This window comes from Streptomyces sp. NPDC006458 (assembly GCF_040612135.1).
GTDB lineage: Bacteria > Actinomycetota > Actinomycetes > Streptomycetales > Streptomycetaceae > Streptomyces.
The window spans coordinates 1-19918 of the sequence record NZ_JBEXPR010000017.1 but is presented as its reverse complement, the minus strand read 5'-3'; the positions used below and the strand labels follow the sequence as shown (position 1 = coordinate 19918).

General features: G+C 70.1%; 14 protein-coding genes and 2 pseudogenes. 6 read left to right on the top strand and 10 right to left on the bottom strand.

Annotated elements, in window-relative coordinates; genetic code table 11:
* Positions 1–464 precede the first annotated feature (464 nt).
* Positions 465–1080: pseudogene (locus ABZZ79_RS23030) on the top strand (hypothetical protein); the annotation flags it as partial.
* 78 nt (positions 1081–1158) lie between these two features.
* Here the strand turns inward: ABZZ79_RS23030 and ABZZ79_RS23025 are convergent.
* Both ABZZ79_RS23025 and clpB read right to left on the bottom strand, forming a co-directional pair.
* Positions 1159–1701 (bottom strand): YbjN domain-containing protein, encoded by a 543-nt coding sequence (locus ABZZ79_RS23025; protein ID WP_356691478.1) that lies wholly within the window; start codon positions 1699–1701, stop codon positions 1159–1161.
* 181 nt (positions 1702–1882) lie between these two features.
* On the bottom strand, positions 1883–4480 hold the full coding sequence (gene clpB, locus ABZZ79_RS23020; RefSeq protein WP_356691476.1) for an ATP-dependent chaperone ClpB: 2598 nt from the start codon (positions 4478–4480) through the stop codon (positions 1883–1885).
* A 131-nt stretch (positions 4481–4611) separates the two neighbouring features.
* On the opposite strand from clpB, the gene ABZZ79_RS23015 reads away from it, so the two are divergent.
* Positions 4612–5049: a TIGR03618 family F420-dependent PPOX class oxidoreductase gene (locus tag ABZZ79_RS23015; RefSeq protein ID WP_356691474.1), complete on the top strand. Its 438-nt coding sequence runs from the start codon at positions 4612–4614 to the stop codon at positions 5047–5049.
* A gap of 147 nt (positions 5050–5196) precedes the next feature.
* Here ABZZ79_RS23015 and ABZZ79_RS23010 read toward each other — a convergent pair whose 3' ends face one another.
* The gene (locus ABZZ79_RS23010) at positions 5197–5535 is read right to left on the bottom strand and encodes a hypothetical protein (protein WP_356691472.1); all 339 of its coding nucleotides are present in this window, start codon (positions 5533–5535) and stop codon (positions 5197–5199) included.
* Between the two features lie 318 nt (positions 5536–5853).
* Between ABZZ79_RS23010 and ABZZ79_RS23005 the strand changes: the two genes are divergently transcribed.
* Both ABZZ79_RS23005 and ABZZ79_RS23000 read left to right on the top strand, forming a co-directional pair.
* Positions 5854–6837 (top strand): helix-turn-helix transcriptional regulator, encoded by a 984-nt coding sequence (locus ABZZ79_RS23005; protein ID WP_356691761.1) that lies wholly within the window; start codon positions 5854–5856, stop codon positions 6835–6837.
* 86 nt (positions 6838–6923) lie between these two features.
* Entirely contained in the window at positions 6924–7907 is a 984-nt protein-coding gene (locus ABZZ79_RS23000; RefSeq protein WP_356691470.1) for a helix-turn-helix transcriptional regulator, read from the top strand.
* Here ABZZ79_RS23000 and ABZZ79_RS22995 read toward each other — a convergent pair.
* Together ABZZ79_RS22995 and ABZZ79_RS22990 are read right to left on the bottom strand one after the other, a co-directional pair.
* Positions 7870–8910 (bottom strand): helix-turn-helix transcriptional regulator, encoded by a 1041-nt coding sequence (locus tag ABZZ79_RS22995; RefSeq protein WP_356691468.1) that lies wholly within the window; start codon positions 8908–8910, stop codon positions 7870–7872. The two genes, ABZZ79_RS23000 and ABZZ79_RS22995, sit on opposite strands and share 38 nt — an antisense overlap.
* 956 nt (positions 8911–9866) lie before the next feature.
* Positions 9867–10973, bottom strand: a complete 1107-nt coding sequence (locus tag ABZZ79_RS22990; RefSeq protein ID WP_356691466.1) for a substrate-binding domain-containing protein — start codon at positions 10971–10973, stop codon at positions 9867–9869.
* Positions 10974–11235: 262 nt separating this feature from the next.
* On the opposite strand from ABZZ79_RS22990, the gene ABZZ79_RS22985 reads away from it, so the two are divergent.
* Positions 11236–13266, top strand: coding sequence for a PA14 domain-containing protein (locus ABZZ79_RS22985; RefSeq protein WP_356691464.1), 2031 nt, complete (start codon positions 11236–11238; stop codon positions 13264–13266).
* Positions 13267–13561: 295 nt separating this feature from the next.
* On the opposite strand, the gene ABZZ79_RS22980 is transcribed toward ABZZ79_RS22985, so the two are convergent.
* From ABZZ79_RS22980 to ABZZ79_RS22960, 5 genes are all read right to left on the bottom strand, one after another.
* Positions 13562–14014, bottom strand: a complete 453-nt coding sequence (locus ABZZ79_RS22980) for a helix-turn-helix domain-containing protein (RefSeq protein ID WP_356691462.1) — start codon at positions 14012–14014, stop codon at positions 13562–13564.
* A gap of 5 nt (positions 14015–14019) precedes the next feature.
* A complete protein-coding gene (gene dnaJ, locus ABZZ79_RS22975) occupies positions 14020–15198 on the bottom strand; it encodes a molecular chaperone DnaJ (RefSeq protein WP_356691460.1) in 1179 nt (392 codons plus the stop codon).
* A 33-nt stretch (positions 15199–15231) separates the two neighbouring features.
* Positions 15232–15888 carry a nucleotide exchange factor GrpE gene (gene grpE, locus ABZZ79_RS22970; RefSeq protein WP_356691458.1) on the bottom strand — a complete coding sequence of 219 codons (657 nt, stop codon included), beginning with the start codon at positions 15886–15888 and terminating at the stop codon, positions 15232–15234.
* Positions 15885–17723, bottom strand: a complete 1839-nt coding sequence (gene dnaK, locus ABZZ79_RS22965) for a molecular chaperone DnaK (protein ID WP_356691456.1) — start codon at positions 17721–17723, stop codon at positions 15885–15887. Before dnaK ends, grpE begins: the two co-directional genes overlap by 4 nt.
* Positions 17724–17817: 94 nt before the next feature.
* Positions 17818–18843, bottom strand: a complete 1026-nt coding sequence (locus ABZZ79_RS22960) for an MraY family glycosyltransferase (RefSeq protein WP_356691454.1) — start codon at positions 18841–18843, stop codon at positions 17818–17820.
* 269 nt (positions 18844–19112) lie between these two features.
* Between ABZZ79_RS22960 and ABZZ79_RS22955 the strand changes: the two are divergent.
* Positions 19113–19918: pseudogene (locus ABZZ79_RS22955) on the top strand (Fe-S oxidoreductase); the annotation flags it as partial.

Genomic DNA, 19918 nt, shown 5'->3' with positions numbered 1-19918 from the left:
GGGTCTGAATTTGTGTCGCATCAGCGACCCCTCCCCTGTTCATGCCGGGCAAAGTGCGTCCGGCATGGGGGATTTCCACAAAGGCCACTGTCAGCAAGGCGAGTTGACGAATCATCAAATATGGCGCGTACGCGCCAAATCGCAGCTTCACCCAACTCGGTCCACATCAAGCCGACATGGCACAGCGTCCGATTTGACCGATAATTGAATTCCGGAATCCACCGAGAAGTGAAATTTATCCCCCTATAGATCCCAGAGGGGGCCATTTGCGCTTCCCGCCCAATGTGATGGAAACGTAATATCGAAGGGTCGTTGTGATGAAAGATGCAGTTCAGTCGGCCCAGCACTTCACAGCGGGACTTCGAGGACCTCAGAAAACCACCGCGCCGGGGAGCATGCCGTTATCCGCCGCTGACCCGCCAGCGGGTGCCAGCGACCCGTGCCCCGCCTTCATCGGTGGCACCCTGCTGCCGCACTCGGTGGTGCTGTCGATGGCCTACACCAAGCCGGTGCTCACCGCCTTCGCGGCCTGGGCGCTGTACGCCGTGCTGCGCCGGAACCGGCTGTGGGCGGCACCCTGGCGGCCCTGGCCGGACTGTCCCGTCCCAACGGCTTCGCGGTCGCGACGGCCGTCCTCGCGACGGCGGGCCGCGAGCTGTGGCGGTCCGCGAGCCGTGGCGGGCCGCGAGCTGTGGCGGTCCGTGAGCTGTGGCGCACCCGCCGGACGCCCGGAAAAGTTACCCACAGGCTGTGGACGGCCGCCGCGCTCGCGCCGATCGACCGGCCCTCGTACATGTTGTGGGTCGGCCACCGCTCGGGCGACCTGCTCGGCGCTCGCGGCCCGCCGTCGCGAGGACGGCCGTCGGCTACTTCGCGGTGCAGCGCCGCTGGGGCTCCCGTTCCGACCTCGGCCGGGGCTCGGCGCGCTTCGTACGGCATCTGCTGCCGCCGCCGGCCCTGGCCCTGGTCCGCACGGCGAGAGCCCGGCCGTGGCACGCCACCGTGGTGGTCTGCGCCCTGGCCGGGCTCTCGTACGGTTACGGCGCGTACCTGGTCGTGGTGGCGCATACGCCCCTGTGACCGGGCACGCCGACGCGGCCGGGGCCGCCGTCGGAAGAGGCGGGCCCGCGCTCGGGGAAGCGGACCGGCTCCGGGGGCCTACTCGCCCGCCTCGCCGTCCTCCGGCTTCTCCTCGTCGATGCCGTCGACGTCTTGCTCCAGACCGAGCTGCTCGACCAGCCAGCGGTCGAACTCGATGGCCGCACGCACCCAGCTCACCGTCGACGACACGAAGTGCTCCAGGCTCACGCCCGTGCCGATCAGCATCTGCGCCTCGCCGATCAGACGGACCGTGCCGTCGTCGTGCGTGTGCGTGTAGACCTTCGGCCACAGGGTGCGCCGGTTCCAGTCGTCGATCGACTCCAGGAGCTGCGGCTTCTCCTCGATCTGGTGCGGGCGGTCGTAGAACGTCCGCACCGAGAAGACCTGCTGCTCCCCCTCACCGCGGAACATGAAGTACGTACGGAACGTCTCCCACGGCGCGGCGAGGTCACCTTCTTCGTCGGTGACGTACTTCAGCTCCATCTGGTCCAGGAGCTGCTTCACAAGGTCCTGATCCGGGACGACGGGGCCCGCCGGTCCTTGGGACTGCGGCTGGGGCTGGCCCCCGAAGTTCGGAATCGAGGACGGGTCGATGCTCACCGTGAATTTCCCTTCGTACGGATTCCGTCATCCTCCCCCATGCGGGGAGGGGCGTGGCAACCCCCGACTACCCCTGTCAGCCCTCGGCGGACACGATCCGGCCGATCGCAGCACAACGCGGCCCGCACCCGGGTGAAGGGCGGGCCGTGCGGGGCCGGACGGTCACTCTGCGTCAACTCGCTCAGAGGGTCTTTCCGGTCGCCGGGCCCACGATCAGACCCTCGCCGAAGGTGTCGACGCGGACCGTGTCGCCGTCCTTGATCTCGCCCGCCAGGATCTCCTTGGCGAGGCGGTCGCCGATGGCGGTCTGGACGAGACGGCGCAGGGGGCGGGCGCCGTAGGCCGGGTCGTTGCCCTCGTCGGCGAGCCAGGCCAGGGCCTCGGGGGTGATCTTCAGCGTCAGCCGGCGCTCGGCCAGACGGCGGGCCAGGCGGTCGATCTGGAGCCGGGCGATGCGGCCCAGCTCGTCCTTCGACAGGGCGGAGAAGACCACCAGGTCGTCCAGGCGGTTGAGGAACTCCGGCTTGAAGGAGGCCCGCACCACTTCGAGGACCTGCTGCTTCTTCTCCTCGTCGGAGGTCATCGGCTCGACCAGGTACTGGCTGCCCAGGTTCGAGGTCAGGATCAGGATGGTGTTGCGGAAGTCGACCGTGCGGCCCTGGCCGTCGGTGAGGCGGCCGTCGTCGAGGACCTGGAGCAGGACGTCGAAGACCTCCGGGTGCGCCTTCTCCACCTCGTCCAGCAGGACCACGCTGTACGGGCGGCGGCGGACGGCCTCGGTGAGCTGGCCGCCCTCCTCGTAGCCGATGTAGCCGGGCGGCGCGCCGACCAGGCGGGCCACGGTGTGCTTCTCGCCGTACTCGGACATGTCGATGCGGACCATGGCCCGCTCGTCGTCGAACAGGAAGTCCGCGAGCGCCTTGGCCAGCTCGGTCTTGCCCACACCGGTCGGACCGAGGAACAGGAAGGAGCCGGTGGGCCGGTCCGGGTCGGCGATCCCGGCCCGTGAGCGCCGTACGGCGTCGGAGACGGCCCGCACGGCCTCGGACTGGCCGATCAGCCGGTGACCGAGCTCGTCCTCCATGCGCAGCAGCTTCTGCGACTCGCCCTCCAGCAGACGCCCGGCCGGGATGCCCGTCCAGGAGGCGACGACGTCGGCGATGTCGTCGGAGCCGACCTCCTCCTTGACCATGGTGTCGTTCGAGGCCTCCTCCTCGGCCTCCGAGGCGGCCTCCAGGTCGCGCTCCAGCGCCGGGATCTCCCCGTACAGCAGCTTGGAGGCGGTGTCGAAGTCGCCGTCGCGCTGGGCGCGTTCGGCCTGGCCGCGCAGCCCGTCGAGCCGTTCCTTGAGTTCGCCGACCCGGTTGAGGGACTGCTTCTCCTTCTCCCAACGGGCGTTGAGGCCGCGCAGCTCCTCCTCCTTGTCTGCGAGGTCGCGGCGCAGCTTCTCCAGCCGTTCGCGGGAGGCGGCGTCGGTCTCCTTGCCGAGGGCGAGCTCCTCCATCCTCAACCGGTCGACGGCGCGCTGGAGTTCGTCGATCTCGACCGGGGACGAGTCGATCTCCATGCGGAGCCGGGAGGCGGCCTCGTCGACGAGGTCGATGGCCTTGTCGGGCAGGAAGCGGGAGGTGATGTACCGGTCGGAGAGCGTGGCGGCGGCGACCAGGGCCGCGTCCGCGATCTGGACCTTGTGGTGGGCCTCGTAGCGGCCCTTGAGTCCGCGCAGGATCGCGATGGTGTCCTCGACGCTCGGCTCGGCGACCAGCACCTGCTGGAAGCGCCGCTCCAGCGCCGGGTCCTTCTCGATGCGCTCGCGGTACTCGTCGAGCGTGGTGGCGCCGACCATGCGCAGCTCGCCGCGGGCCAGCATCGGCTTGAGCATGTTGCCCGCGTCCATGGCGGAGTCGCCGCCGGCGCCCGCGCCGACGACGGTGTGCAGCTCGTCGATGAAGGTGATGACCTGCCCGTCGCTCGCCTTGATCTCGGCGAGCACGGTCTTCAGCCGCTCCTCGAACTCGCCGCGGTACTTCGCGCCCGCGACCATGGCCCCGAGGTCCAGCGCGACGAGCCGCTTGTTCTTGAGCGACTCGGGCACGTCACCCTTGACGATCCGCTGGGCGAGCCCCTCGACGACGGCGGTCTTGCCGACGCCGGGCTCACCGATGAGGACGGGGTTGTTCTTGGTGCGCCGGGACAGCACCTGCACGACCCGCCGGATCTCCTGGTCCCGCCCGATGACCGGGTCGAGCCTGCCCTCGCGGGCGGCCTCGGTGAAGTCGGTGCCGAACTTCTCCAGTGCCTTGTAGGAGCCCTCGGGGTCGGCGCTGGTGACGCGCCGGCCGCCGCGGGCCTTGCGGAACGCCTCCAGCAGCTTCTTCGCACTGGCGCCCTGCTGCGTGAGCACGTCGGCGGCGGCACCGCCCTTGGCGGCGACGCCGATGAGCAGGTGCTCGGTGGACAGGTACTCGTCGCCGAGGTCCTTGGCCCGGGACTGCGCGTCGGCGATGACGGCCAGCAGTTCCCGGTTGGGCTGCGGGGGCGCGACGGTGGACCCGGTCACGCTGGGCAGCGCGCCGAGCACCTTCTCGGCCCCGGCCCGCACGGCGGCCTGGTCGGCGTCGACGGCCGCGAGCAGGTCGGTGATGTTCTCGTTCTCCTGCCCCTGGAGCAGAGCCAGGAGCAGATGGGCAGGGGTGAGGTCCGGGTTACCCTCGGTCACGGCGCGGTTGCCGGCCGCGTTGATCGCGTCCCGGCTCCGGTTGGTCAGCTCGGCGTCCACGTTCGCCTTCTCCTCCTTGCGTCAGCCGTCAGTGCCACGTCTCCCAGTGCTGACTCAGTCAACGTACACAAAGTTGAGTCTATTCCACTCAAGGGTGCGCCGGGGCGGCTCCCGGCGGTTAGGTTCGCGGTATGACGACGAGCGCGAGCACACCCCGGGGGACGCACGCCCAGGACCTGGCCGTTCCGGACCCGGCGTATCTCACCTTCTGGCGGGAACGGCACCTGTGCACCTTGACAACTCTGCGCCCGGATGGCAGCCCGCATGTCGTGCCGGTCGGCGTGACCTACGACCCCGGGGCGGGCCTGGCCCGTGTGATCACCGACGGCGCCAGCAGCAAGGCGCGAAACGTGCTGGCCACGGGCCCGGAGGGGGCCCCGGTGGCGGTGTGCCAGGTGGACGGCCGGCGCTGGGCGACGCTGGAGGGCCGGGCGCGTGTGCGCGACGATCCGGACCGGGTGGCCGAAGCGGTACGGCGCTACGCCGAGCGCTACGAGCGGACACCCGCCTCGAACCCCACTCGAGTCGTGATCGAGATCGAAGTGACCCGGGCTCTCGGCAGGGCCTGATTCCAGCCGCGCCGAGGCCGCGGCGCATGTCGTCGGAAGTCCGCGTAAATCCCGTAAAACTGCAGCGGCGTCACCGTGTTCAGGTCACGGTGACGCCGCTGCGGGGGGAAGCACCTGAGGCGATCTTGTTACGACGGGGGAATCGCGTCAGGCACTGCGGGGGGTGGCCGAGATGGTTCGTGGTTCCGGGGCGGTCTTGGGGTCCGCCAGTCGGTGGTCTCGCTGGTCCAGGTTCACAAAGATCATTCCGTACCGGATGGCACACCGCACGGGCTGCGGCGCGCCTCGCGGCCGGCGCAGGCACCGGTAGGCCCGTACGTCGCCTTCCTCGTCCCGGGTGACGACGACAGGTTCGCCGAACACGGTCACCATCAGGGAGTCACCGTTGTGGGGGAGAGCGGTGACCAGATCGATGAAGTGCCAGCCGGAGCGGTAGGCGGTGGCCATTTCACGGCGGAAGGAGCGGTCGTCGGGTGGAGTCGTCATGTCAGCCCCACGAGCTGTCGTCGGCGCCGGTGGGCGCATCGCCACTTCTTGCCACAGCGGGCCCCATTGCCCAGGAACTGTCCGCCCGTTCGCCACCCTTCGTACCGGAGAAGCCACCCAGAGTTCCGAAGGCCACAACGGCGGAGAAGGCGGCGACCAGCACCGAGCGAAGCATTCTCTTACGCATAGTCGGCTTCGTCCTCACTTGAAGGTCCCCTCTTCCCCCGTCGGATAAGACGATGGCTCATTCAGGCACGTCATGGCCACACAATCGGTGCATCATGTTCCTGCATGTTCAGGACCCTGGGGGGTGGAGTTTTGGGGACGAATCGGACTAAATCTACGCATCCCCATGCAGTAACTGAGCTTTGTGAGGACGGGGGGCGTCTTTACGCCCAAGCCTTGCGCACAGGACGCATCAGCCGGGCTGACGTGGAATCCGTCCCCTGCCTGATGGAGTTCGCGCTGCTCCACCCCGATCCGGACGACGCGAACTGGCTGCGCCCCGTCGCTCCGCTCGTCGCCCTGGCCGAGCGGCTCAATCCCATTGAACGCGAGATCACCGAGCGCAGACGTCTTTCGGTCGAACTCGCCGAGGCATTCGAACCGTTCATGGCCCTCAGCGCCCAAGGGCCCGCCACCTCGCACTCGATCACCGTCCTGGAGGGGCTCGACCGCATCAACGCGGCACTCGACCTCGCGACGGCGCAGTGCCAGAACGAGATGCTCACCGTCCAACCGAGCTTCCGCCTCCCGGAACACAGGCTCGCCGAAGCGCTGGAGCGCGACAAGCCCCTGATCGAACGCGGCGTCCGCATCCGCACCCTCTACCAGCACACGGCGCGGTACAGCCCCGAACGACTGGCCTACGTCGACCAGTTCACCAACGGGAAGGTCGAGTACCGCACCATCGACGAACTGGTCGAGCGCCTCATCATCTGCGACGAGGCCGTCGCCTTCATCCCCATCAGCGACGACCGCCAGGTCGCCCTGGAACTGCGCCACCCGGGTCTGGTCAGCTACCTCATCAAGGTCTTCGAGTTCATGTGGGGCCGAGCGGTCCCCCTGCACGCCGGCACCCCGTACGAGACCGACCCCGACGGCATCACCGACATCCAGTACTCCATCGCCAAACTCCTGGTGGAAGGCCATGTCGACGAGGCCATCGCCCGCCGCCTCGGCATGAACGTCCGCACCTGCCGCGCCCACATCGCCAAGCTGGCCACCGCCCTCGGCAGTGGAAGCCGCGCACAACTCGGCTTCCTCATCGCCCAGTCGGGGATCCTGGAACGGGATCACTGAATGCCCGTCGAGGGTCACACACACCGCGCCCGGCTCGGCTGTCCCGTCGCCGGCTCCGGCATCCTCGACCAGGAGGGAGCACACGCGTGACCCCACATCCCCACCACGGGGTGGACGAACTGTGCCCCGCCGGGACCCAGTTGTACGAGCGGGCCCTGCGCGAAGGGCATCTGCACACCGCTGAGGCGCGGCCCGCGCCCTGTCTCGTCGATCACGGGCTGCTCCAGCCGACCGTCACGAACCCCGACCGGCTGGAACCGGTCGCGCCCGCGCTGGCCCTGCACCGGCTGCTGCACACCTCCGCCGAGGCCGTGGCGGAGCAGCGCCGGCGCGAGGCCCGGCTGGCCGAGATGTTCGAGCCGCTGATGCGGCTGGACGGGCGGGCGACCGTGCCGGAGGAACTGCCCGCGATCACCGTGCTCAGCGGGACCGAGCGGATCAACCGGGCCATCACCGAGGCGATGGCCGACGCGGCCGTCGAGGTGCTGTGCGTGCAGCCGAACAGCAACTACAGCGGCACCCGGGGCGAACGGGCCCAGGCCGTGGCGCTGGAACGCGACCAGGCACTGCTCGACCGCGGGCTGCGGATCCGCACGCTGTACCAGGACACCCAGCGGCACATGCCGCTCGTCGCCGCCCGCTACGAGCAACTGCGCGGCGAGGCCGAGGCCCGCACACTGGACGAGATCACGGACCGGCTGATCATCGTCGACCGGGCGGTCGCCTTCCTCCCCGGCGACCGGGACGGCAGTCTCGCCCTCGAAGTGCGCGTCCCCGCGCTCGTGCACTATCTCGCGACCGCCTTCGACCGGCTGTGGCGCCTGGCCACCCCCATGTATCCGCAGGCCGTCCAGCAGCCCACCCTGGACGGGATCACCCCGCGGCAGAGGGCGATCGCCGCGCTGCTCGTGGAGGGGCACACCGACGCGGTCATCGCCGATCGGCTCGGCATGAACATCCGTACCGCGCGCGTCCACATCGCGAAGCTCGCCGCCACCCTCGGCAGTGACAGCCGGGCGCAGCTCGGCTATCTCATCGCACGCTCGGCGATCCTGGATCGGGAAGCGTGACACCGGCCGGTGAGGAGTCGGGGGGCGGGCCGTCGAGGCCGGCCTGGGCTATGCGGACGCCGAGCTGGGCACGGCTGGCCGCGCCCAGCGTCTCGGCGAGGCGGGCGATGTGGGCGCGGCAGGTGCGCACGCTGATGCCGAGGCGCTCGGCGATGACCGCGTCCTGGTGGCCCTCGGCGAGCAGGGCGGCGATGGACTGCTCGCGGTGGGAGATGCCCTCGATGCCCGGCTCCGGGATCGCCTCGGTCAGTGGCACGGCCGTACGCCACAGGCGCTCGAAGACCGTCACCAGGTAGGCGACCAGGCCCGGGTGGCGCAGTTCCAGGGCCACCGTGCGTTCGGGGTTGGCGGGGATGAAGGCGACCGTGCGGTCGAAGAGGATGAGGCGGTCGATGACCTCGTCCAGCGTGCGCGCCTCGACGGCGTCGCCCATCAGTTCCAGGTAGTGCAGCAGGCCCTGGCCGTGCCGGGCGACATGGTTGTACAGGTCGCGCATGCGAACGCCGCGGGCGCGCAGGGCCAGGGCCCGGTGCAGGCCCTCGGTCAGTTCGTGCTCGCGCCGGATGCCGCCGGGCTGCACGGTGAGCACCTCCAAGGTGCAGGCTTCGGTGGCCTCGTCCAGGGCCGCCTGGATGCGGGCCGGGCCGTCCAGGACGCGGAGCGCCGTGCCCTCGCCCATGGCCAGATGCGGCTCGTCCACGCCCAGTCCGGCGTACCGCTCCACGGCGGCGACCGCCGCGCCCACCCGGCGCTGGCTCGCGCTGACCTCGTCGTAGACCCCGCGCAGCAGCCGCGTCATGACCTCCTGGGGCGCGGTCGGCACCAGCCAGTCCATGTCGTCGGGGTCGGGGTGCAGCAGGGCGAGGTCGAGGAGGCAGGTGACCTGGTCGGCGTCGGAGCGGGGCACTTTTCCGCGCCGTACGGCACGGGAGTAGACGCGGTCCGCGGCAGCGCACAGCCGGTCGGCACCGTGCGGGTGCTCCTCCGTTCCGTGCCCGGCCATCGCCCGTTCCACCCCCGACTCCCGCGTCTCGCAGCGCAACTATGCGCGGCCCGGACCGGCTCCCGCAACACGGCTCCCCCCGGCATGACCACCGGAAACCACCGGTTCGCGCGGCTTCCTCCCGGCCCCATGAAGACCCTCGTGCAACAAGCTGAAGTCAGCGACGGCACGGGCCCGGCCGCAACGGCCCCCACGGTGACGCCGGGTGGGCTGGCCGTTAACGCGCAGTTCCCCGCGCCCCTTGAGAGGTGGCCGGTGGCGCGCGCACGACGTGAGGTGCGGGTCGTCAATGGCCACTCGCGCAGTTCCCCGCGCCCCTGAGGAACTGCCTGGCCGGCCTACGACTTCGAGCGCAGGTCGCCAGTGGTTGCTCGCGCAGTTCCCCGCGCCCCCAAGGAACTGCCTGGCCGGCGCACAACTTCGAGTGCAGGTCATCAATGGTTGCTCGCGCAGTTCCCCGCGCCCCTAAGGAGCTGCCTGGCCGGCCTACGACTTCGTGCTCGCGCAGTTCCTCGCGTCCCTGAGGGGGCCGGTGGTCAGCGCCCTTCAGGGGCGCGGGGAACTGCGCGCTCAGCCACACACGGCCCCCAGCCAAACCACACACACCCGCTAGGCACCACCCAAAGGGGCGCGGGGAACTGCGCAATCAACCACACACGACCCGCAGCGAAACCCCGCACACGAGCCAGGCACCACCCACGGGGCCCGTCCGCTGCTACGTCACGCCAGGCCGCTGATCCGCGACCGGACCGAGACCACCCGGCCGCGGTGCCGGCGCCCGGCTCCTGGAGCCGAGGGCCGACGCCCGGCGCCAAGCCGGGACCGAGGCCAGAGCCGGGCCGGAGCCGGAGCCGGGCCGGGGCCGGAACCGGAAGCGGGGTCGGCGGCCGGGCCTCCCGCCCCGCAGCCGCCAACACCCGCCCCGCAGCCGCCACCACCCGCCCACCCCCGGAGGGCTACGAGAGGCCGATCGCGTCGCAGTCGTCCTTGAAGTCGGCCGTGCAGATGTCGGAGACCTCGTAGATACCGTCGGCGATCACCGTCTCGGCGATGTTCTCCCGGGTGAGCGCGACCACGCCGACCAGCTGGGCCGGGATCTTCGCCTGGCTGGGGCTGTCGACCTTGTCGCGGGTGAGGGCGTCGAACTGGATGTCGCGACCCTGGACCCGGGCGACGGCCATCTCGGCGGCGGCCTCGGCCTCGGCGGGGTAGGACTTGTAGACGCTCATGAACTGCTCGCCGGAGACGATGCGCTGCACGGCGTCCAGCTCGGCGTCCTGGCCGGTGATGGGCGGCAGTTCGGTGACACCCGCGGCCTCCAGGGCCTTGATGATGCCGCCGGCCATGGCGTCGTTGGCCGAGTAGACCGCGGCGATGTTCTTCGCGCCGACGGCGTTGATCGCCTCGGTCATGTTGGCCTGGGCGTTCTTCGGGTCCCAGTCCTTGGTGTCGTAGGACCTGGCGATCGTCACCTTGCCGCTCAGCTCCGACGTCGCGCCGGTCTTGAACTGCTTGGCGTTGGGGTCGGTGGGCGAGCCGTTCATCATGACGATCTTGTCGGAGGAGTCGACGCCCGAACCCATCGCGTCCAGCAGGGTGCGGCCCTGCACCTCGCCGACCAGTTCGTTGTCGAAAGAGATGTACGCGTCGATCGGCCCCTCGGCCAGGCGGTCGTATGCGATGACGGGAATGCCGGCGTCCTTGGCGCGCTGCACGGCGCCCGCTATGGCGTGCGAGTCGACGGCGTCGAGCAGAATGACGTCGACGCTGTCGGCGATCATCTTCTCGAGCTGACTCTCCTGCTTGTCCGCGTTCTGCTCGGCGTTGGCATAGATCACATCGCCCTTGTCATTAGTGAGCGCGGCGACCTTGTTCCTGATGATGGGATAATCGAACTTCTCGTACCGGGAGTTGACCTTCTCCGGCAGCAGCAGCCCCACCTTGATGTCGTTGCCCTTGGTGGGGCTCGCCTCGCCGCCACCCTCGGTCGCGTCGAGAACGCCGCAGCCGGCGAGCGAGAGGGTCAGCGCGGACGCAACCGCGGTTATGGCGATACGACGCATTCAGGGGCTCAATTCAGTGTGTTGCGGACATGGACGCGACATCACGCCCAGGTGACTGGAAAGACAACGCGCCGACAACACTCAGCGTCAAGAGTTATCACTTAACGAGATAGCAACATCACCTTCTGTTCAGTATGTGAAGACACAGCGAAATCTCCCGCACAACCAATGGGTTTCCTCGGCAGTCATGATCACGAAGGGTTCACGAGATCCCCTGATCCCGGACCCCTCTTCATCGCTGTACCGCTCCGAGAGAGGACCCATGTACCGACCCAGAAGCACCACAGCCACCGCCGCGACCGCGGTGGTGCTCGCCACCACGGGCGGCCTGCTGACGGTCGCCGCCACACCCGCCTCTGCCGCCTCCACCTGCGCCTCGCCGGAGTTCGAGCGGCAGTTCTTCGTCGGCACCACCTTCTCCGGCACCCCGAAGAAGACCGACTGCGACAGCGAGATCGCCGAGAACTGGGGCGCGGGGGCCCCGGCGTCCGGCCTTCCGTCGAACCGGTTCGGGGTGCGCTGGTCGGTGACCCGCGACTTCGGCTCCGGCGGCCCCTTCGCCCTCACCGCCTCCGGGCAGGACGGTATACGGGTCTACCTCGACGGCGTGCTCAAGATCGACCTGTGGAAGAACACCTCAGGCACGGTTTCCACGACACTCAACCTCACCGTCCCCGCCGGTGAGCACAGCCTCCGCGTCGACTACGTCAACTGGACCGGCACAGCGAGCGTCAAGTTCGCCTACACGCCCCTCACTTCGGCGGCCGTGGACAAGGTCGTGCCGCTCGCGCCCACCGGCGTCGCCACGACGTACGACGAGACCACCGGCCGGGCCTCGGTGACCTGGGCGCGGAACAGGGAGATGGACCTCGCCGGGTACCGCGTCTACCGGCGCGCCGCGGACGGCGACGGAGACTTCCTGCCGGTCAGCGGCGCGACCCTGCTGACGGACACCTCCTTCGCCCAGGACCTGCCGTCCACGGGGGCCGCGTACGCCTACCAGGTGCGGGCCGTCGACCGGGCCGGCAACGAGTCGGCGGGCAGCGCGGAGCAGGTCGTCACCACCGCCGACCGCACCGCCCCGGCCCTCACGGCGCCGACCGCCGGGCACGACAACTGGCTGGGCGTCCTTCTGGAGTGGACCGCACAGGAGGAGGGCCTGACGTACGACGTGCACCGGGCGTCCTCCCCCGACGGCGAGTTCGCCCGGCTGGCCACGGTCCGCACCCCCGGCTACCGGGACGAGACGGCGCCCTACGGCGAGACGTCGTACTACCGCGTCACCGCCACCGACGCCGCCGGGAACAGCACCGCGTCCCCGGTGCTGGAGTTCGCCCGGCCGCTCGCGGTGCCGTACATGGACGGCACCCGGATCGCGGACGACGACAGCGGCGTCGAGGTCTCCTGGTCCTCGCCCGCGGCGGGCCCCTCCACGTTCCGGGTGTACCGCTGGGACCGCTTCGACGAGAACGCCGTCCCCGAGCCCATCACCTGCGAGCCCCACCGCACCGGCAACCCGGCGGACCCCAAGCCGCAGTACGCGTGCACCGACACCACCGCCGAGACCGGCGTGACGTACTGGTACCGGGTCCACACCGTCGACGCCCAGGGCCGTGAGTCCGAGCCCTCGCAGCCGAGCAGCGTCACCCGCGCCGACCGCACCGCTCCGCCCGCCGTCACCGGGCTCGCGTACACGAGCACGGAGTACGGCACGGTCCTGCGCTGGGACGAGAGCCCCGCCGCCGACCTCGCCCACTACGTGGTCTACCGCGCCCCCGCCGACGACCCCTTCTCCACCCTCGAACGGATCGCGGAGGTCGCTCCCGGCACCACCGGCTACGCCGACGTCCAGGCAGCCGACGACCAGTCCTGGATCTACTACGTCGACGCGGTGGACACCTCCGGCAACTCCGTCTATGCGACGGGCTCCCCGTCGGACGTCGCCCACGTCGAGGCCAACGAGTTCTACCTCGGCCCGGCGTACAACCTGCCCTACACCTACGACTGGGCCCTGTCCGCCACCGTGGACGACTCCGCCCGCGCTCGGCTGTCGTGGACCTGCACCACCGGCGACTGCCCGGCCACCGGCTTCCACGTCTACCGCTGGGACCGCGCCACGGAGGAGTGGATACGGCTGACCCAGCAGCCCCTGTCCGGCAACACCAGGAGCTACACCGACCCGGCCACGCCGAGCGGCACCACGAGCTCCTACACGATCACGGCGGTCGCCGCGGACGGCACGGAGATCGCCGCCCGCCACGCCTCCGTCGCGACCGCGCCGAATGCGTCCTGACCTGCGGAACTAAGGACTCCGGCGCTGTTGCGAAGCAGTGCCGGACCGCCCATGGACCGCCGTCGCCGTCCACGCCGCCGTCGTCGGCCCCGGCAGCTCCGCCGGAGTCCGCCCACCCGGCCACCACGGGCACGGCCGCCACGACCGCCGGTACCTCGGGCGGTACGACCGGCGCCCTCGCCTCGCGCGGCCGCGCAACGGCCGTCTGACGCAGGACATACGGAAAGACGCAGGACATACGCGAAAGGGCCCAAAGGTCTGTGAACCTCCGGGCCCTTCGTCACGTCGTCGCGCGTCAGTCCCCCGGCTGCTGGCGCTTCGGCCGCCACACCACCAGCGCGCTGGTCTGCTGCACCTCCTGGTAAGGCACCAGGTCGCGCCGGTACGAGGCGTGCACCGCGGCCTCGCGCTGGCGCATGGCGGCGGCGGCTCCGTCCAGCGCCGCCTCCATCTCCGCGACCCGGGCCTGCAGGGCCGCGACCTGGTTCTCCAGTTCGATGATGCGCTTGATGCCGGCCAGGTTGATGCCCTCGTCCTGCGACAACTGCTGCACCTGGCGGAGCAGTTCGATGTCACGGGCCGAGTAGCGGCGGCCCCGGCCGGCCGTGCGGCCGGGCGAGACCAGGCCGAGCCGGTCGTACTGGCGCAGCGTCTGCGGGTGCAGGCCGGAGAGCTGGGCCGCCACCGAGATGACGTAGACCGGGGTCTCCTCGGTCAGTTCATAGGGGTTGCGTCGACGGCCATCCATCTGGCTCAAGCTCCCTTCGCGGCCTCGAACAGCTCCGCCCGCGGATCCTCGCCCGCGGTCGCCTCGCGATACGCCTCCAGCGCGTCACGAGCCTTCCCCGACAGCTCCGCCGGGACACTCACCTCGACGGTGATCAGCAGATCCCCGCGGGTGCCGTCCTTGCGGACCGCGCCCTTGCCGCGGGCGCGCATGGTGCGGCCGTTGGGCGTGCCGGGAGGCAGCTTCAAGGTGACGGCCGGGCCGCCCAGGGTGGGCACCCGGACCTCACCGCCGAGCGTGGCCTCCGCGAAGGTCACCGGCACGGTCACGGTCAGGTTGTCGTCCTTGCGGCCGAACACCGGGTGCTCGCCCACGTGGACAACGACATAGAGGTCGCCGGCCGGGCCGCCGCGCTCACCGGGCGCGCCCTTGCCGCGCAGCCGGATCCGCTGCCCGTCGAAGACCCCGGCGGGAATGCGGACCTGCATGGTGCGCGAGGACTTGGCCCGGCCGCTGCCCTTGCAGACGTCGCAGGGGTTCTCCGCGATCAGGCCACGGCCCTTGCAGTCCGGGCAGGGGTCGGTGAGCGAGAAGCCGCCACCGGAGCCACGGGCGACCTGCCCGGTGCCGACACAGGTCGGGCACACGCGGGGCGTGCCGTTCTTGTCGCCGGTGCCGGAGCAGGCCTTGCACGGGGCCTGGGAGGACATCCGCAGCGGGACGGTCGCGCCCTCGATGGCCTCGGTGAAGCTCAGCGTGACCTCGGACTCGATGTCCTGGCCGCGCTTGGGCTGGGTCCGGGTGCCGGCACCCGGGGCACCGCCCCGGTTGAACAGGCCCCCGAGCACGTCGCCGAAGCCGCCGCCGAAGCCGCCCTGGGCACTGCCGCCGCCGCCCCCGAAGAGGTCGCCGAGGTCGAAGTTGAACGAGCCGCCGCCCGCGCCCGGCCCCGGGCGGAAGCCGCCGTTGCCGAACAGCGCGCGGGCCTCGTCGTACTCCTTGCGCTTCTTGGGGTCGCCGAGGACGTCGTTCGCCTCGGAGATCTCCTTGAAGCGTTCCTCGGCCTTGACGTTGCCCTTGTTGGCGTCCGGGTGGAACTCGCGGGCGAGCTTCCGGTACGCCTTCTTGATCTCGGCCTCGGTGGCGTCCTTGGGGACGCCGAGAACCTTGTAGTAGTCCTTCTCGATGAAGTCCTTGGTGCTCATCCTCGACGTCCCTCCTTCCGTCCGGTCTCTACGTCAGCCCTCCTCAGGGCCGTTGTCCTTGTCGTCGCCCGCCGCGCTCTCGTCGGCCTCGGACTTGACGCCCTGCGCGCCCGGCTGCGGCTCGGCGACGGCCACCCGCGCGGGGCGGATGGTGCGCTCGCCGATTCGATACCCCGGCTGGAGGATCGCGACGCAGGTCGTCTCTGTGACGTCCGGCGCGTAGGAGTGCATCAGGGCCTCGTGGATCGTCGGGTCGAAGGGCTCGCCCTCCTTGCCGAACTGCTGGAGGCCCATCTTGGCGGCGACGGTCTCCAGCGACTCCGCGACGGACTTGAAGCCGCCGAGGAGCTCGCCGTGCTCCCGCGCGCGCCCGATGTCGTCGAGCACGGGCAGGAGTTCGGTCAGGAGGTTCGCGATGGCGATCTCCTTGACCGTGATCCGGTCACGCTCGACGCGGCGGCGGTAGTTCTGGTACTCGGCCTGGAGGCGCTGGAGGTCGCCGGTGCGCTCGTTGAGCGCGGTGCGGACCTGGTCCAGCTGGGCCACCAGACCCACGTCGGTGCTTGAGTCCCCGGCCGGGGCCGCCCCCTCCCCGTTCGAGGAGGAGTCGGCCTGCGGCTCGGCGTCGTCGGAGGTGGCGCCGGAGGGGACGTCGGGCTTCTCCTCGAAGCCCGGGGTCTCCTCCGTCACGCGGCACCGTCCTTGCGGTCCTCGTCGACGATCTCGGCGTCGACGACGTCGTCATCGGCCTTCGGCGCCTCGGCACCGGCGCCACCGGCCGCCTGCGCGCCCTGGGCGTCGGCGTACATCGCCTGGCCGACCTTCTGGGAGACCGCGGCGACCTTCTCGGTGGCCGTGCGGATCTCGGCGGTGTCCTCGCCCTTGAGCGCGGTCTTCAGCTCCTCGACGGCGGCCTCGACCTCGGTCTTGACCTCGCCGGGGACCTTGTCCTCGTTGTCCTTGAGGAACTTCTCCGTCTGGTAGACGAGTTGCTCGCCCTGGTTGCGGGTCTCGGCGGCCTCGCGGCGGCGGTGGTCCTCCTCCGCGTACTGCTCGGCCTCCTGGCGCATCCGGTCGACCTCGTCCTTCGGCAGCGAGGAGCCGCCGGTGACGGTCATCTTCTGCTCCTTGCCCGTGCCCAGGTCCTTGGCGGTCACGTGCATGATGCCGTTGGCGTCGATGTCGAAGGCGACCTCGATCTGCGGGACGCCGCGCGGCGCCGGGGGCAGACCGGTCAGCTCGAACATGCCGAGCTTCTTGTTGTACGCCGCGATCTCGCGCTCGCCCTGGTAGACCTGGATCTGCACGGACGGCTGGTTGTCCTCGGCCGTCGTGAAGATCTCGGACCGCTTGGTCGGGATCGTGGTGTTGCGCTCGATGAGCTTGGTCATGATGCCGCCCTTGGTCTCGATACCGAGGGACAGCGGGGTCACGTCGAGGAGCAGGACGTCCTTGACCTCACCCTTGAGGACACCGGCCTGGAGCGCGGCGCCGATGGCGACGACCTCGTCCGGGTTCACGCCCTTGTTGGCGTCCTTGCCGCCGGTCAGCTCCTTGACGAGCTCGGCGACGGCGGGCATACGGGTCGAGCCGCCGACGAGGACGACGTGGTCGATCTCGCTGAGGGAGATGCCGGCGTCCTTGATGACGTTGTGGAACGGCGTCTTGCAGCGCTCCAGCAGGTCCGCGGTCAGCTGCTGGAACTGGGCGCGGGTGAGCTTCTCGTCGAGGTGCAGGGGGCCCTCGGCGGAGGCGGTGATGTAGGGCAGGTTGATCGAGGTCTCGGTGGACGAGGACAGCTCGATCTTCGCCTTCTCGGCGGCCTCACGGAGGCGCTGGAGGGCCATCTTGTCCTTGGCGAGGTCCACGCCGTGACCGGACTTGAACTGCTGCACCAGGTAGTCGACGACGCGCTGGTCCCAGTCGTCACCACCGAGGTGGTTGTCACCGTTGGTCGCCTTCACCTCGACGACGCCGTCGCCGATCTCCAGCAGCGAGACGTCGAAGGTGCCGCCACCGAGGTCGAAGACCAGGATGATCTGCTCGTCCTTGTCGAGGCCGTACGCCAGCGCGGCGGCGGTCGGCTCGTTGACGATGCGCAGGACGTTGAGGCCCGCGATCTCACCGGCCTCCTTGGTCGCCTGACGCTCGGAGTCGTTGAAGTAGGCCGGGACGGTGATGACCGCGTCGGTCACCTTCTCGCCCAGGTAGGCCTCGGCGTCGCGCTTCAGCTTCTGCAGGATGAACGCGGAGATCTGCTGCGGGTTGAAGGGCTTCCCGTCGAGCTCGATCTTCCAGTCGGTGCCCATGTGGCGCTTCACCGAGCGAATGGTGCGGTCCACATTGGTGACCGCCTGGCGCTTGGCGACCTCGCCGACGAGCACCTCGCCGTTCTTGGCGAAGGCGACGACGGACGGCGTGGTCCTGGCGCCCTCTGCGTTGGTGATGACGGTGGGCTCGCCGCCTTCAAGAACGCTGACGACGGAGTTAGTCGTGCCCAGGTCGATGCCGACCGCACGTGCCATGGTTATTTCCTCCAGCTGACTTGAGTGGAACGGACTCAAGTGTGCACGACGGCTCCCGCTGGGTCAACAGACCTGAGCCGTGCAGACTCAACTCTTATCCGTTCCTTACACGCAACGGGCCTGTGACCTGCGAAGACACCCTGGTGGTGGTACGCGGCACAGCCGGACGAAGAAGCAGCGCGAGCACCGCACCCACGGTCCCGCCGGCCACCCAGAACGCGGCCGTCGCCCCCAGGGTCCCGGCGTGCACCAGCACCCCCACGAGCACACCCGCGGCGGCCGCCACGCCGAGGACCGCCGTCACCCCGCGCGGGGCGAGCCCGAGCCCGCGCAGCCGGTGGGCGAGATGATCGGGACCGCCGCGCAGCAGCGGACGCCCGGCCAGCCGCCGCGAGACGGACACCAGCACCACATCCGCCACGGCCACCGCGCTCAGCGCGAACAGCACACCCACGGAGCCGGCCGGATCGTGCCCCGCACGGGTGAGCACGGCCGCGCCCGCGAGCAGGAACCCCGTGAACAGCGAACCGCACGCGCCGAGCGTGATCCGGGCGGGATGCCGGCCCTGCATCAGGAACCCGCCCAGCGCCGCCGCCAGCACGCTCAGCAGCACCGCGAGCCCGTCCATCACCTCCACCGCCGCGCACACCCCGGCCCCGAGCGCGGTGACCACCCCGACCGTCCCGGTCAGCCCGTCGGCATGGTCCAGGGCCCGGAAGGCCGCCGCGACCGCCGTGATCCACAGCACCGCGAGCACCCCGCCGACCGGCCCTGTCTCCTCGTAGGGCACGACACACACGGCCGCCACCGCCGTACCGGCGAGCAGGAAGCGGGGGCGCAGCCGCCAGACGTCGGCGGCGAGCCCCAGCAGGGCGACCCCCGCCCCGGCCGCGAGCAGCACACCGGGCCCCGGGCCCAGCCGGGCGACGCCGGTCAGCTCCCCCGTCGCCGCGATCGCGACGGTCGCGAGCCCGACGGCCACCCCGCCGAGCAGCGGCACGGGCCGGGCGCGCCCGCGGCGGTCCAGCAGACCGCGGCGCAGCGCGAGGGCGCGCAGCAGGCCCGCGAGCAGGGCGGTGAGGAGCAGGGCCGCCATGGCGGCGGCGATCCCGTAGAGCACGGAACCAATTTAGGGGAGTGTCATGATTTGGTATGAATGGCGCAGCGGGTCGGCGCGCCGCGCATGCGAGAGACCGTGAAAGGCTCTCCATCACGCGAGCGCCACGTCAGGGCCGGTGTGGACGTGATCACTGAGGGGCGCCTCAGCGACGCAGATCACCGAGTGCCTGGCTACAGTGCGGCGGAGGATGCGGGTAGTCTCAAACAGACTGCATAAGTTACCGCTTAGTAATCTCATCGAAGAACCCCTCGCAGGTTCGAGGAGTCCCCATGCAACTCGCCGCGATCATCGTGTCGCTGGTCCTCGTGGCCGTCGGCTCCGCGCTGTTCGGCCGGGCCGTCCTGCAGATCGTCCGCTCCATGATGCTCGGCCAGCGCTTGCCCGCCGGGTCCCGGACCAACGACCCGGTGCAGCGCACCGTCACGGTGGTCAAGGAGTTCCTCGGCCATACGCGGATGAACCGCTGGGGCATCGTGGGCTTCGCACACTGGTTCGTGGCGATCGGCTTCTACACGCTGCTGCTGACCATCGTGAACGCCGCCGGCCAGCTCTTCCAGGCCGACTGGCTGCTGCCGGTCATCGGCGACTGGCCCCCGTACAACGTCTTCGTCGAGTTCATCGGCACGATGACCGTGCTCGGCATCCTGGTGCTCATCGCCGTCCGGCAGCTGTCGCGCCCCGACCGGCCGGGCCGCAAGTCCCGCTTCGCGGGCTCCAACACCGGCCAGGCGTACTTCGTCGAGACCGTCATCCTCATCGTCGGCGTCTGCATCTTCATGCTGCACGCCCTCGAAGGCGCGATGCACCACGTGGACGGCTACGAGGCGTCCTTCTTCATCTCGTACCCGGTGGTCTCGTGGCTGGAGGGGATGGACCTCTCCACCCTCCAGAACCTCACCTACTTCTTCGCCGGTCTGAAGATCGCGACCTCCTTCATCTGGATGATCACGGTCTCCCTCAAGACCGACATGGGTGTGGCCTGGCACCGGTTCCTGGCGTTCCCGAACATCTGGTTCAAGCGCAACGCGGACGGCGGCACGTCGCTGGGTGCCCTGCTGCCGATGACCTCGGGCGG

What these genes read in the sequence shown, in the direction of transcription:
- ABZZ79_RS23015 (WP_356691474.1), top strand. Translation starts at nt 4,612, where the DNA reads ATGACGACGAGCGCGAGCACACCCCGGGGGACGCACGCCCAGGACCTG.
- ABZZ79_RS23010 (WP_356691472.1), bottom strand. Translation starts at nt 5,535, where the DNA reads ATGACGACTCCACCCGACGACCGCTCCTTCCGCCGTGAAATGGCCACC.
- ABZZ79_RS22995 (WP_356691468.1), bottom strand. Translation starts at nt 8,910, where the DNA reads ATGGCCGGGCACGGAACGGAGGAGCACCCGCACGGTGCCGACCGGCTG.
- ABZZ79_RS22990 (WP_356691466.1), bottom strand. Translation starts at nt 10,973, where the DNA reads ATGCGTCGTATCGCCATAACCGCGGTTGCGTCCGCGCTGACCCTCTCG.
- ABZZ79_RS22985 (WP_356691464.1), top strand. Translation starts at nt 11,236, where the DNA reads ATGTACCGACCCAGAAGCACCACAGCCACCGCCGCGACCGCGGTGGTG.
- ABZZ79_RS22980 (WP_356691462.1), bottom strand. Translation starts at nt 14,014, where the DNA reads ATGGATGGCCGTCGACGCAACCCCTATGAACTGACCGAGGAGACCCCG.
- dnaJ (WP_356691460.1), bottom strand. Translation starts at nt 15,198, where the DNA reads ATGAGCACCAAGGACTTCATCGAGAAGGACTACTACAAGGTTCTCGGC.
- dnaK (WP_356691456.1), bottom strand. Translation starts at nt 17,723, where the DNA reads ATGGCACGTGCGGTCGGCATCGACCTGGGCACGACTAACTCCGTCGTC.